The 12115-nt window shown below is 73.9% G+C and carries 12 protein-coding genes; 5 read left to right on the forward strand and 7 right to left on the reverse strand.

Annotation, left to right across the window (positions count from 1 at the left end):
- Window positions 1–17 precede the first annotated feature (17 nt).
- Genes NRP21_RS03400 through NRP21_RS03410 form a run of 3 tightly spaced genes read left to right on the forward strand, consistent with a single transcriptional unit; the run spans window position 18 to window position 3009 of the window.
- A complete protein-coding gene (locus NRP21_RS03400; protein ID WP_257714771.1) occupies window positions 18–1142 on the forward strand; it encodes a CDP-alcohol phosphatidyltransferase family protein in 1125 nt (374 codons plus the stop codon).
- On the forward strand, window positions 1139–2098 hold the full coding sequence (locus tag NRP21_RS03405; RefSeq protein WP_257714772.1) for a diacylglycerol kinase family protein: 960 nt from the start codon (window positions 1139–1141) through the stop codon (window positions 2096–2098). The genes NRP21_RS03400 and NRP21_RS03405 overlap by 4 nt, the downstream gene beginning before the upstream one ends.
- A complete protein-coding gene (locus NRP21_RS03410) occupies window positions 2095–3009 on the forward strand; it encodes a hypothetical protein (RefSeq protein WP_257714773.1) in 915 nt (304 codons plus the stop codon). Before NRP21_RS03405 ends, NRP21_RS03410 begins: the two co-directional genes overlap by 4 nt.
- A gap of 24 nt (window positions 3010–3033) precedes the next feature.
- Here NRP21_RS03410 and NRP21_RS03415 read toward each other — a convergent pair whose 3' ends face one another.
- The 5 genes from NRP21_RS03415 to NRP21_RS03435 form a co-directional block, all read right to left on the reverse strand.
- Window positions 3034–4509, reverse strand: a complete 1476-nt coding sequence (locus NRP21_RS03415; protein WP_257714774.1) for a glycosyltransferase family 39 protein — start codon at window positions 4507–4509, stop codon at window positions 3034–3036.
- 30 nt (window positions 4510–4539) lie between these two features.
- Entirely contained in the window at window positions 4540–5751 is a 1212-nt protein-coding gene (spt, locus tag NRP21_RS03420; RefSeq protein WP_257715096.1) for a serine palmitoyltransferase, read from the reverse strand.
- Window positions 5748–5999, reverse strand: a complete 252-nt coding sequence (locus tag NRP21_RS03425) for an acyl carrier protein (RefSeq protein WP_257714775.1) — start codon at window positions 5997–5999, stop codon at window positions 5748–5750. The genes spt and NRP21_RS03425 overlap by 4 nt, the downstream gene beginning before the upstream one ends.
- A gap of 78 nt (window positions 6000–6077) precedes the next feature.
- Window positions 6078–7415 (reverse strand): lipopolysaccharide biosynthesis protein, encoded by a 1338-nt coding sequence (locus tag NRP21_RS03430; protein ID WP_257714776.1) that lies wholly within the window; start codon window positions 7413–7415, stop codon window positions 6078–6080.
- Window positions 7412–8542, reverse strand: a complete 1131-nt coding sequence (locus tag NRP21_RS03435) for a glycosyltransferase family 4 protein (protein WP_257714777.1) — start codon at window positions 8540–8542, stop codon at window positions 7412–7414. Before NRP21_RS03435 ends, NRP21_RS03430 begins: the two co-directional genes overlap by 4 nt.
- 59 nt (window positions 8543–8601) lie before the next feature.
- Here NRP21_RS03435 and NRP21_RS03440 point away from each other — a divergent pair, with 59 nt between their 5' ends.
- Complete coding sequence (locus tag NRP21_RS03440) at window positions 8602–9789, forward strand: mitochondrial fission ELM1 family protein (protein ID WP_257714778.1); 1188 nt, start codon at window positions 8602–8604, stop codon at window positions 9787–9789.
- On the opposite strand, the gene NRP21_RS03445 is transcribed toward NRP21_RS03440, so the two are convergent.
- A complete protein-coding gene (locus NRP21_RS03445; protein ID WP_257714779.1) occupies window positions 9695–10672 on the reverse strand; it encodes a hypothetical protein in 978 nt (325 codons plus the stop codon). The genes NRP21_RS03440 and NRP21_RS03445 overlap by 95 nt on opposite strands.
- Window positions 10673–10705: 33 nt before the next feature.
- On the opposite strand from NRP21_RS03445, the gene NRP21_RS03450 reads away from it, so the two are divergent.
- Window positions 10706–11134 carry a hypothetical protein gene (locus tag NRP21_RS03450; RefSeq protein ID WP_257714780.1) on the forward strand — a complete coding sequence of 143 codons (429 nt, stop codon included), beginning with the start codon at window positions 10706–10708 and terminating at the stop codon, window positions 11132–11134.
- A 24-nt stretch (window positions 11135–11158) separates the two neighbouring features.
- Here the strand turns inward: NRP21_RS03450 and NRP21_RS03455 are convergent, their stop codons facing one another.
- Complete coding sequence (locus NRP21_RS03455) at window positions 11159–12115, reverse strand: NAD-dependent epimerase/dehydratase family protein (RefSeq protein ID WP_257714781.1); 957 nt, start codon at window positions 12113–12115, stop codon at window positions 11159–11161.

Here is a 12115-nt window from a genome sequence, read left to right on the forward strand (position 1 = left end):
AACCTGGGGCGGCCCCCTTGGCGGCGCGCTGGATCGGCGAATCCGCGGTGCCGGTCTGGAGCATGCCGGGTTCCGAGCTGCTGCGGCGCGCCCTGGCCCGGGCCGGCGTGGCGGACGCGGCGCCCTGGGGCGGCGATGCCCCGGCCGGACCGTCGCTACTTCTTCGCGCCGACCAGGTTTACGACGCCTCGCTCGTGAAGGGCCTCGCCGGCCGCCCCGGCACGCTCCTCCTCCGCCCGGAGGACGGCCTACCCGTCGGCGCCCACCTGCCCGACGGGGAGAGGGCCGCCCCGGTCGCCGCCGCGCTGGCGGCCAGCCGCCCCGCCGCGGACCCGGCCTTCGCAGGCCTCGTCGCTGCCCGCCCGACGGACCTCGTGGACCTCTACAACAAGGCCCTGCGCAAGCGCGGGAACCCCTACCTCCTCCGCCTGGATGCCGGCACGCGCCGCGCGGTGGAGTGGGAGATGTTCGGCGGCTCCTACAAGGGCGTCACGGACGTCATCACCAAGCATGTCTGGCCCCGCCCGGCCTTCCATGTCGTGCGCGCCTGCGCCGCCCTCGGCATCACGCCGAACATGGTGACCTTCGCCAGCCTGATCCTCGTCTTCGTCGCGCTCTGGCTTTTCGCCATTGGGTCCTGGTGGCCCGGCCTGCTCGCGGCCTGGGTGATGACCTTCCTGGACACGGTGGACGGCAAGCTGGCGCGGGTGACGCTGACCGCGACCCCAATGGGCAACGTCTTCGACCACGCGATCGACCTGATCCACCCGCCCTTCTGGTGGCTGGCCTGGATCTACGGCCTTTCCGCTGCCGGGATGCCGCTGGAGCGTCCGGTGGCGATCGGGGTCATCGTCTTCGGCGGCTACGTGGCGCAGCGCCTGCAGGAAGGGTTGTTCCTCGGCCTCTACAAGATGGAAATCCACGTCTGGCGGCGCTTCGACAGCTTCTTCCGCCTGTGGATCGCCCGCCGGAACCCGAACCTGCTGATCCTCAGTGCCTTCACCCTGATCGGCCGGCCGGACCTGGGCATGCTCGCCCTAGCCGTCTGGACCGTCTTCGGCTGCCTGGAGCAGGTGGTGGTTACGGTCCAGGCCGGGCTGGCGCGCCGCCGGGCGCCGCTACGTTCCTGGCTCGAGGGATGAGCGGCGCGCCGCGCATCGGCCTCATCACCAACCCGCTCAGCCGTGCCCTGCGGGAGGGACGTCACGCGCTCGGCGGCGGGGCCACCGCCGGGCTGCTCCGCGCTGCCCCCGCCACGCCGGAGGAGCTCCGGTTCGTGCTGGGGGATTTCGCGGCGAGGGGCGTGGACCTGCTCGTCGTGCAGGGTGGTGACGGCACGCTGCGCGAGGTGCTGACCGCCATACCCGGGAGCTTCGAGCATCCCCCGGCCATCGCGCTGCTCGCCACCGGAAACACGAACCTCGCCGCGCGCGTCCTCGGCACCGCCGGGCCGGGGGAGAAGGGCCTCGCCGCCCTGCGGCGCGCGGCGGAGGGCGGAACCCTTCGTCGCCGCGCCGCCCCCGTGCTGGAAATCGGGCGCCCCGGTTTGGACGAGGTGCCCATGCGGGGCTTCTTCTTCGGCGCCGGCGCCTTCACGGCCGCGAAGCAGGTCGCTGACGAGGGCCTGCACCGATGGGGCATCCATGAGGGGCTCGCGGTCGCCCTGGCCCTGGCCGGCACGGCGGCCCGTGCCATCGCCCGGCGCAGCCACCCCCTGCGCACCGGCTTCGACATGGCCATGTCCGTGGACGGGCAGCCCGCCCCGGGGGGGCGCCGCTTCCTCCTTCTCGCCACCCCACTGGAGCGCCTGATGCTGGGCTTCTGGCCCTTCTGGGGAGAGGGGAGCGGCCCGCTGCGCTGGCTGGACGTCGCGGCACCGCCGAGGCGCCTCGCAGCTGCCATCTGGGCGGCCCGCTGGAACACCGATGGCGGCCGGCCGCGTCCCTGGATGCCGGAGGCCGGCTATGCCAGCGGGCGTGCCGACCGCCTCTCGCTTCGGCTCGGCACCGCCTTCGTGCTGGATGGCGAGGTGTACGAGCCCGGTCCGGATGGGCTGATCCTCTCGGCGCCCTCTTCCGTGACCTTCGCCACGCCGTGACCGAGGCGCTCCTCTCCCTCGTCGCCGCCGAACTGGCCTTCCCCGGGGAGCCGAACCCCGCGATGCGCGCCGCGCGCTGCATCGCGGACGATATCCTCGCCGGGCACGGCGAGGCGGTGGAGGCGGTAATCTTCTACGGATCCTGCCGCCGCAGCGGGGACGCCACGGGGCTGCTGGACCTCTACGTCCTCACCACCTCCGACCGGGCCTTCAACGGCCCCGGCGCCGCGGCCTTCTTCAACGCCGCGCTGCCGCCGAACGTCCTGCACTGGCGCCTGGACGGGCCCGACGGGCCGCTGCGCGCCAAGGTCGCGGTGATGACCCTGCACGCCTTCGAGGGGCGGATGCGGCCCGACGCGACCGACACCACCCTCTGGGCGCGGTTCTGCCAGCCCGCCACCCTCGTCCACGCACGGGACACGGAGGCGCGGCGGCGCGTGGAGGCGGCCGTCGCGCGCGCGGTGGAGATCGCCGTGACCTGGGCCTTGCGCCTGGGCGCCCCCACGGAGCCGCCCGCCGCCCTCTGGCGCCACCTCTTCGCCAAGACCTACGGGGCCGAGCTGCGGGCCGAACGCGGGAACCGCCCGGAGAGCATCGTCGCCACGGCCCCGGCCTGGTTCGACGCGATCCTGCCCGCGGCGCTCGCCCGCCTCCCGGCGCGGCCGGCGGCGGATGGGGGCAGGGCCTGGGCCCGACGCTGGGCCCGGCGGCGCGCCGCTGGGAAGGCGCTGAACGTCGCCCGCCTGGTCAAGGCCGCCTTCACCTTCAACGGCGGCCCCGACTACCTGGCCGACAAGGTCGCCCGCCACTCGGGCGTGGCCTTCGAGCTGACCCCTTGGCAGCGCCGCCACCCTATCCTCGCGGCGCCGCTCCTGCTCTGGCGGCTGCGGCGGCAGGGCGCGGTGCGCTGAGGGCGCTGCGCTCTCTCGTCCGGCTCAGGAAATACGTTCGTACAGCACCCGCTGGCGGCTGCCGATCCGCACGCTCCGCACCTCGCGGTAGTCGGCGGCCAGGGCTTGCCTCAGCACGTCCTGGGACACCGGGTTCATCCGCCCGCGCGTGCCGTCCGTCGTCACGATGTAGTCGGGCCGGTCGGCCAGGACGCGCCGCAGCTCCGCCACCGGGTCCACGCCGATCCCGCCTGCCTCGCGCAGGTCGTTCAGGTGGGTCGGGAAGACGTAGCGCGTCGGTAGGGGGCTGCGGGTGAGCAGGTAGAGGACAGGCTCCCCGTCGAAAACGTAAAGCGCGGCGCCGGGACGCACCGCCGAGGCGAGTTCCCGCACCTGGCTGCCGTCGCCGCGGGCCCGGAGATGGAGGGCTGCCTGCACGGATGTCGCGGCCACGCCGAGGGCGAGGAGGGCTTGCGCTGCCGGCACCTTCCAGACCCGCGCGCCCGGACGGCCCAGCAGCGGCGCCGCCGCGACCAGCAGCGCCGGGAGCAGCGGCAGGGCGTAGTGTATGTAGAAGGTGCCGAAGAGGAGCACGCCGAGCAGCGCCGCGGCGGCCCAGCCGGCGATGATGCGGACCGCCCGTCGCTCCGGTTCTTCTGCCGCCCTCCACCCCTGGCGCAGCCCCAGCACGGCGCAGAGGACGAGCGGCAGCAGCAGCCCGGCCATGGTCGCCAGCCGGGGCAGGGGGGATCCAAGCGCCGCCGTATTGCGCCGGAGGATCGACAGGAAGTTCGCGAACACGAAGGCCTGCGCTTCCCCCATGGCCGCGTAGGCGGCGAGGGCGGCGGCGGTCGGGAGGAGCGCGCAAGCCACCCAGGCGAGCGCGGCGACGGACAGGAAGGCCAGCCCGGCCCGCGCCCGCCACGCGGCCCAGAGGAGGGCGAGGCCGAGGAACGCCCCCTCGAAGACGGCCGTGTACTTCACCTGCATCGCCAGCCCGGCGGCGAGCATCGCGGCCGCGCCGAGTGCCGCCAGCCGCAACCGGGTGCCGGGATGCGCCACCGCGCGCAGGACCAGCCAGGCGGCCGCGGCGACGAGGGGGTTGTAGAAGACCGGCGCCTGCCCGCCCTCTCCGCCGAAGGCGCCGAGCCAGAGGAGGTAGGCCGCGCCGGCCAGGAAGCCGCCCCGGCGGGAAGCGACCTCGGCGCCGATGCGGAAGATCAGGAAGGCCGTGGCCGCGGCGAATACGGTGGCGACCAGCTGGTACTGCAGCACCCCTTCACCCCCGAGGGAGCGGATCGCCGCGTAGATCAGGAAGAGGCCGACCGGCTTGCGGTCCCAGATGTCTCGGTAGGGCAGGGCGCCCCCGAGCATCCGGTCGCCGACGAGCAGGTAGAACTGCTCGTCGCCCTCGATGACTGGATTACCTAGGAAGAAGCCGCGCGCCAGGAACGCCAGCACCAGCAATGCCAGCGCCGCCAGGGGGTCGCGCCACGCGCCGCCCGCCCATGCCCCGGGCATCGGGGCCGGAGAGGACGGTGCCGGCAGCGCCTACTCCGCCGCCAAAGGAACGCTGAGCAGCCCCATCGCGTAGCCCGTGCGGGTGATCGCGTTCACGGCGGTGTCGATCTGCGCCGGCGTCAGCGCCGCGCTCACGCTCATCCGCAGCAGCGGCTTGCCGCCCGGCGTGGCCGGCCCGAGGGCGAGGTTGGAGTAGACTCCTTCCGCCAGCAGCCCGTTCCAGAACATCACCGCCGTCTCGCGGTCCGGCATCGCCAGGGAGATGATCGGGCCAGGCATCGCGCCCAGCGCGAAGCCGGCCGCTGCCAGCCCCTCATGCAGGTGCTGCCCGTTCCGCCGCAACCTGTCGCGAAGCTCCGGCCGTGCCTCCAGCACCTCGATCGCCTGCATCACGGAGGCGATCACCGCGGGCGGCAGGGAAGCCGTGAACATGTAGGGGCGCGCGGAGAGCCGCAGCGCGTCGAACCCGTCCAGGTCCGAGGCAAGGAAGCCGCCGATCGCGCCAAGGCTCTTGCTGAAGGTGCCGACGACGAAGTCGACGTCCCCCTCCACGCCCTCGGCCTCGGCCAGCCCGCGCCCGCTCTCGCCCAGCACGCCGAGCGAGTGCGCCTCGTCCACCAGCAGCCAGGCCCCGGCCTCGCGCTTCACCTCCACCATCTCGCGCAGCGGGGCGGTGTCGCCGAGCATGCTGTAGATGCCCTCGGCCACGATGAGCTTCTCGCCGGGCTGGGAGGAGAGGATGCGCAGGCGGCGCCGCAGGTCGTCGGGATCGTTGTGCCGGAAGCGCGTGACCTGCGCGTGGCCCAGCCGCGCGCCGTCGTAGATGCTGGCGTGGCTGTCCGCATCCAGCAGCAGGTGGTCGCCCTTACCCGCGATCGTCGAGAGCGCGCCGAGGTTCGCCTGATAGCCGGTGGTATAGACCATGGCCGAGCGCCGCTTCAGGAAGGCGGCGAGCCGCCCTTCAAGCGCCGCGTGCCCGTCATAGGTGCCGTTGGCGATCCGCGATCCCGTGGTGCCCGTGCCCTGGTCCTGCACGGCAGCCGCGGCGGCCTCGATGCAGTCCGGGTCGAAGGTCAGGCCGAGGTAGTTGTTGGTGCCGAGCAGCAGGATGCGGCGCCCGCCCAGCACGGCCTCGGTCGCGGAGAGGACGGCATCGAAGGAGACGCCGAAGGGGTCGCGCCCGGCCGCCGCAACGGCCGCGTGCTCGTCGCGCAGAGCGCGGAATTTGGATAGCACGGTCAGGCAGCCAGGCTCGGGTCACTGACGAGGACGCGGACAAGGTCGCCGACGGTCTCGATCTCCGCCATCCGGTCCATCGAGATGATGGTGTCCAGGCGGGTTTCCAGCAGCATGATGAAGTCGATGGCGCCCACGGAATCGAAGTTCAGATCCTGAAGGATATGCGTCTCCATCGTCACGGGGCCGGTCAGCTTCCCCGATTCTTCCAGGGCCGCGGTTATCTCCCGCAGGGCGGCCTGCTCGTCCAGCATCTCACTTCCCCTGTTCACGACCCCAAAGCCCCCCCGGGCTCTTCCGGACTAAGGCTTCCTGTAAGCTCGATGCAAGGTTCATCGTGTTGCCGAACTGTCATCTGCCAAAAGCCATTGCGCGGAAGGCACAGCCTGACCCGCTAGCAAGAGGAGGGCCGAGAGGACCGAGGCCGCCCCTGCGCCGGCCAGCCCGAAGAGCGCCAGCCCACCAAGGGCGAGCGGGATGTAAACCGCGGTTGTCACGGCCCTGAGCCGCAGCGCGAGCCCGTGCCGGCCCATCGAGACCAGCAAAGGTTCCAGGGCGAAGCCGGCGAAGCCGATGGATGATGCCAGGCCCAGCAGCAGCATCACGGGATAGGCCGCGCCGCCTTCCGCCCCGCCGATCAGGCGTAGCAGCCATTCCCCCAGCGCGGCCAGGACGGCGAGGAAACCGAGCGCGATGACGGCCGAGAGGGCGAGGCCCCGCCGAAGCAGCCGCCGCAGCCCCGCCCGGTCCCCCGCCGCCGCCAGCCGCGCCAGTTCCGGGTAGAGGGCGGGGGTGAGGAAGCGGCTCGGCTTCAGCGCCGCCTCCCCGAGCTGACGGGCGAGGGCGAAGAGCGCGGCCTCCGCCGGGCCGAGCATCCCGCCGACGCAGAGCGTGGCCAGGTGGGTCGAGCCGAGGGACAGTGTCGTCATCAGGTTGGTGGACCAAGCGAAGCCCCAGATCCCGGGATGCGCCTCCGTTGCCCGCTGGCGCGGCACGCCTGCCTCCCGCCGGAGCAGACCCCGCCGAGAGATCTCCCCCAAAGCCGCGGCGATGAGGACGAAGCCGCCGAGGACCGTCCCCGCGTACCAGGCCGCCAGGAAGCCCGGCAGCCCTGCGCCCAGCGCCGCGGCCAGCCCCGCCCCGGCCAGCCGGATCGCCGCCCCCATGGCGTCCCGCCGCGCCAGCAGGTCGAAGCGATCGAACAGGCGAAGCAGGCCGATTGGCGTCGCCAGCACGAGGAAGGCCGTGCAGGTGGCATAGAGGGCACCCAGCGGCACCACCTCTGGCGGCCAGCCGAAGGCCGGGCCCAGGAACCAAGCCGCCAGGGCACAGCCAAGGCTGCCCAGCACGCCGGAGCCGATGTCCAGCGCGAGGGTGAAGCGGAGCAGGGCCTGGAAGGCAGGCCGCCGTTCCGGTTCCAGGCTGCCCGCGCCGTAGCGCAGCACCGCCTGCCAGGACTGGAACTTGACGAAGGAGGCGGTGGTCTGGGCGAAGCCGTGAATCAGCACCAGCACGCCCATCCCGGCCGCGCCGAGGGTGTGCATGCCCAGGCCGAAGGCCGCCAGGTTCAGCAACGCCGTCGCCGCCTTGCCGCCCAGCAGCAGCCCGGCATTCCGCAGGATGCGCCGGAACAGCGCGTCGGCGCCCGCGGTTCCCACCCCGCCGCTCATGCCCGCCCATCCTCCAGCCGCGCGAGGATCCGGGCCGCCCGGGCATCCCAGCTATAGGTCTCCAGCAGAACCGCCCGGGCCCGCGCACCCAGGGCCTCGGCCCGCGCGGGGTCGGCGAGGAGCGCCCGCGCCGCCGCTGCCCAGGCCGCCGCATCCCCGGGCGGCAGCAGGATCGCCGCGCCGGTTCCGGCCAGGATCTCGCGCAGCGCCGGGATGTCGGAGGCGAGGATCGGCCGGCCCGCCGCCATGTACTCAAACAGCTTCAGCGGCGACATCCAGCGCCCGATCTCCCGCCCGGCGGACGAGGCCACGCTCGGCGCGGGCGGCGCCAGCAGCAGGTCGAATTGCGCGAGGTAGGCGGGCACGCGCGCGTGCGGCACATGGCCGTGGAAGTGGAGATTGGCCCGCCCAGCGCAGCGCCCCCGCCAGGCCGCGATATCCCCCTCCATCCCGCCCACCACGTGCAGGTCGCATTCGGGGAGGGCCTCCGCCAGGGCGGCCACGGTCTCCATCCCCTTGCCGGGATAGAGGTGGCCGACATAGCCGAACTGGGCCGCGCCGGGGCGCCCGGGCCAGGGCTCCGGCGGCGGGCCGGGATCGGAGACCGGGTCCGCACCGTCATGGGCCACCATCATCGGCCGCCCGGCGAGGGCCGGCACGGCGGCGGCGTAGTCCTCGGCCAGGCTTCGGGAGATGGCGACCGCCAGCGCCAGGCGCGGGTGGCGGAAAAGCCAGGACTCCGCGAGTCGCCGTGCCCGCCGCCGCGGCAGCGCATGGGCCTCGTAGATGAACGGGGCGGGGATGCGCGCGACCGCGGCCGCAAGGGCATAGGCGTGACGCCCGTAGAGGAGGTCCGGCCTTGGGCGCTCCGACATGGCCCGTGCCGCGAGCAGCGCGTAGAGCAGGTTCTTTGCCAGCGGCAGGCCCGGCGGCGCCCGCAGCACCAGCTCGAAGAGGGGCGGCATGCCGAAGGCCTCGAAGACGGCCGGCGCGTCCTGCTGCCGCCCCCGGGCATAGAGCGTGACCTCGTGCCCTGCCGCCGCGAAGGCGCGGCACATGCCCATAACATTGACCGCGCTCGCCACGCGGGAGGGCAGGGCGGTGCCCGCGACATAGGCGATGCGCATCAGGAACCCTTGCCGGCCGTCCGGCCCGGGACCAACCTCCGCGCCCCCGGGAAGGCCGCATGGACAGGAAGGACGGAACCACGGCCGCAGGGCCGCGCATCCTGGCGCTGCTCGGTCCGCGCACCGGCGACAACAACCAGGTGCTGGCGCTGGCGGAGGCAGTGGCGGCCGCGTCCGGCGGCGCGGTGGATGTGGTTCGCCTCCAACACAACCCTCTTCGCCTGCTGCCCACGGCCTTGCTGGGCGCCGGCCTGGCGAGCCTTCGCCGGGCCTCCCGCGCGCAGCTGGTCCCGCCCTGGCCCGACCTCGTGATCGCGGTCGGGCGTCGCGGCGTGCCGGCCGCGCGCTGGGTCCGTAGCCGGTCGGGGGGAAGCACCCGCATCGTGGGGATCGGCCGGCCGCGCTGCGATCCCGCCCTGCTCGACCTGGTGGTGACCACGCCCCAATACGGGGTGCCGCCCGGCCGCACCGTGCTGGAGCAGCCTATCTCCCTGACTCGCCAGACCGCCGCCCGGCTGGCCGAGGCGGCGGCAAGATGGCGCGAGGACTTCGCGCAGTTCCCCGGGCCTCGCCACGCGCTTCTTCTCGGCGGGCCTTCCTGGCCCTGGCGGCTGGATGCGCGGGAGGTGGAGCGTGCCTGCCACGCCCTGCTGGCGCTGGCGGAGAGGGAAGGGGGCAGCGTCCTCGCCATCGCCAGCCGGCGCACTCCGGCGGATCTGGCAGGGCGCGTCCGTGACCTTCTCGCCACGGCCCGCATGCCAGCCGCTCTGCTGGAGGGCTCGGGGGAGCGGAATCCCTATCCGGGCCTGCTCGCCCTGGCGGACACGATCGCCGTGACCGCCGACAGCGTGGCCATGGTCTCGGACGCGGTGGCGACCGGGCGCCCCGTCACCCTCGTCGCCGTGCGCGCCGGTGGTCCCGGCGGTGCCTGGCTCCGCGGGATGCGCGCGCTGCGGCTGGCGGATGGCGACCAGGGGACGGAAGCCTGGCCCCTGCTCCGCGGCCTCGGCCGGGCCTGGGGTGGGCTGGTGCGCCGCGGCCTGGCGGGCTGGCCGCGCGACCTCTGGTTCTTCTGGCAGGGCCTGGAGCATCACCGGCTCACCGAGGGCCGGTCCGCCCCGCCGGACGCGGCCGCCGGGGCGGTGGCGCGCGTCATGCCGCTGCTGCGGGCGCGTGGGGCCGGGGAAGCTTCCCCCGGCAGCGATCCGCCAATTCCAGCGCGTCCGGGCGGATATGCCTCTCCGTGATCCCGTGCTCCACCTCCGCCCTCGTGACGGAGCCCTCGTCCAGGCATTCCGCCAGCAAGGCGAAGAAGAACGTCTCCTGCCGGGGGTCGGGATGGGGCTTGTACCGGGCCCGGGCCGTCCAGAGCCGCAGGAAGGGCCGCACCACCGCCGCCGGGATCGGCCCGAAGCCGCGGTCCCGCAGGGTGAAGTCCACGGGCAGGCCGGTTTTCCAGGGCTGGGTGCGGCGCTTGGTGGTGTGCAGCAGGCGCGTGTCGGGGGCCAGCCGGTCGAAATCGTTCCAGACCGTCTCCAGCAGCCCGACCGTCTCGCGCGGCTCCCGCCGCAGCTCGATCAGATCCACGTAGTCCAGCCGGTGGGCGAACAGGTCCTCCAGCATCGGCTCGAAGCGCCAGTGCGACAGTCTCGCGCAGTCCAGCAGCATGACGCTGGAGGCAAGGTAATCCGCCGCGCCGTTGTGGCCGGGCCGGGCGCGGCACCATATGGCCTTGCCCTCGCGGTCGCGGGCGAAGAGCTCGCCCACGTCGCCGGCCGCGAAGACATCGGGGTCCACCACCAGGGCCACGCCCCGGTGCCTCATGGCGTCGGGCACCGCGAAACGGAGAGGGGTGAAGGATTGCAGGTCGTCCATCGTCCAGCGGCGGGCGTGCCCGGCGCGCAGGAAGCTCCGCCCCTCCGCCGCGCGGAGGGGCGCGGATTGCTCCGCCTCCAGAAGGCGGACCTCGAAGCCATCCGGGTCCCGCGCGTTGCGGCGGAAGGAATGGGCGGAGACGAGGGCTCCGAGCCGCTGCTTCGCGTTGGTGTGGATGAAGACGACAGGCCGATCGTCGGGCCGATGGTCGGGTTGGCCGGCCGGGCCGGTGGTGGGCGTGGCGGACTGGCTCATCCGTTCCTCCGCGGCCGCCCCTGGGCGGCGCTGGTGCTGGTCTCGTCCCTGCTGGCGGGGTGCGCGGGCGGGGCGGCGGCCCCGCCGGACCCCGCCGCGCGGCAGGCGTTGGCACGGTTCGACGGGCTGTACCAGGGCCAGCAGATCCCGTCCGGCGCGACGGGAAACTGCCGGACCCTGCCGCGCACCGTCTGGTTCAGCGTGCGCGGCGGCGCCGTGGAACTGCGGAGCTCCCACCGCCGCCACTCCGCCGTGCAGCGCCCCATGATGGCCGGCACCGTGCGCGAGGACGGCGAGGTCGCGATGAACCGCGACGGATCGGACCGCTTCGCCGCCGGTCGCATCGACGGCGACCGCCTGGCGGTGACGGAGATTCCCGGCCCCATCGGGCCGCTGACGAGCGGGAACACCTGCATCTATCGCTACGAGGCCGAGCGGCAGCGGGCGGCCGACACCAAATAGTCCCAGGGAACAGTCCAGGGTGGTTCAACCACGGGCGGCACCCCGCCCGAGGCTGGCCCACCACGCCAGCGTGTCCTGCAGCCCTTCCTCGAAGGTGATGCGCGGGGACCAGACGAGGCCGGGCAACTGCCGCGCGGGGCTGGAGGACCAGTCCCGGTGCAGGATCTCCCGCGCCTTGCCGAGCCCGAAGATGCCGCCCCGCCCCGTGACCCGCGCCAGGGCATCGGCCGCCGCGCCGGCGGCCAGCATCGCAACGTCCGGCACGCCGACGAAGCGGGGCCGATTCCCGAGGGCCCCGGCGATCCGCGCCAGCAGCTCGCGCCAGCCATGGCCCTCGTACCGGGCGTCCGTAACCTCGAAGACCTCGCCCAGGGGGCCGGAGACGCAGAGGGTGGCCAGGGCGTCGGCCACGTCCCGCGCGTGAACCATGGTGATCCGCGGCTCGGGCGCGCGCGGGGCCGGCACGAGGGCGGAGCCTGCCAGTTGCCGCAGCACGAGGCCTTCACGGTCCCCCGGCCCGTAGATCACCGTTGGCCGCAGCACCACCCAGCGCCCGGCCGGCCCCAGCCCGGCGATCGCCGCTTCCTCTCCCGCTCTCTTGCTGGCGGCGTAGGGGGAGAGGCCCGGCTCCCGCGCCGCGAGGGAGGAAAGGATCACGCAGCGCGCCTCGGGGGCCGCGGCCGCGACGGCTTGCGCCAGCCGCGCGCTGCCATCCCGGTTCACGGCCATGAAGTCGGTGGCCCGCCGCGCCTTGGTCAGGCCGGCGAGGTGCACCACGGCCTGCGCGCCCTCCACCAGCCGGCGCAGCGCGGCCGCGTCGAACAGGTCGCCCGGCACCGTTTCTGCGCCCGCGGCGGGAACCCGCCGCCCGTCACGGACCAGCATCCGCACCCGCCAGCCCTGGGCCAGGAACGCGGCGACCGCGTGCTGGCCAAGGAAGCCGGTTCCGCCTGTCACGGCGACCAGCGGAGCCTGGTCCAT

The sequence above is a fragment of the Roseomonas populi genome (assembly GCF_024594815.1).
In the GTDB taxonomy this organism is placed as follows: Bacteria; Pseudomonadota; Alphaproteobacteria; order Acetobacterales; family Acetobacteraceae; genus Roseomonas; species Roseomonas populi.

Excerpts from the sequence above, each read along its gene's own strand:
- NRP21_RS03405 (WP_257714772.1), top strand. The coding sequence starts at position 1,139 with ATGAGCGGCGCGCCGCGCATCGGCCTCATCACCAACCCGCTCAGCCGT.
- NRP21_RS03415 (WP_257714774.1), bottom strand. The coding sequence starts at position 4,509 with ATGCCCGGGGCATGGGCGGGCGGCGCGTGGCGCGACCCCCTGGCGGCG.
- NRP21_RS03425 (WP_257714775.1), bottom strand. The coding sequence starts at position 5,999 with ATGCTGGACGAGCAGGCCGCCCTGCGGGAGATAACCGCGGCCCTGGAA.
- NRP21_RS03430 (WP_257714776.1), bottom strand. The coding sequence starts at position 7,415 with ATGAGCGGCGGGGTGGGAACCGCGGGCGCCGACGCGCTGTTCCGGCGC.
- NRP21_RS03435 (WP_257714777.1), bottom strand. The coding sequence starts at position 8,542 with ATGCGCATCGCCTATGTCGCGGGCACCGCCCTGCCCTCCCGCGTGGCG.
- NRP21_RS03440 (WP_257714778.1), top strand. The coding sequence starts at position 8,602 with ATGGACAGGAAGGACGGAACCACGGCCGCAGGGCCGCGCATCCTGGCG.
- NRP21_RS03445 (WP_257714779.1), bottom strand. The coding sequence starts at position 10,672 with ATGAGCCAGTCCGCCACGCCCACCACCGGCCCGGCCGGCCAACCCGAC.
- NRP21_RS03455 (WP_257714781.1), bottom strand. The coding sequence starts at position 12,115 with ATGGACCAGGCTCCGCTGGTCGCCGTGACAGGCGGAACCGGCTTCCTT.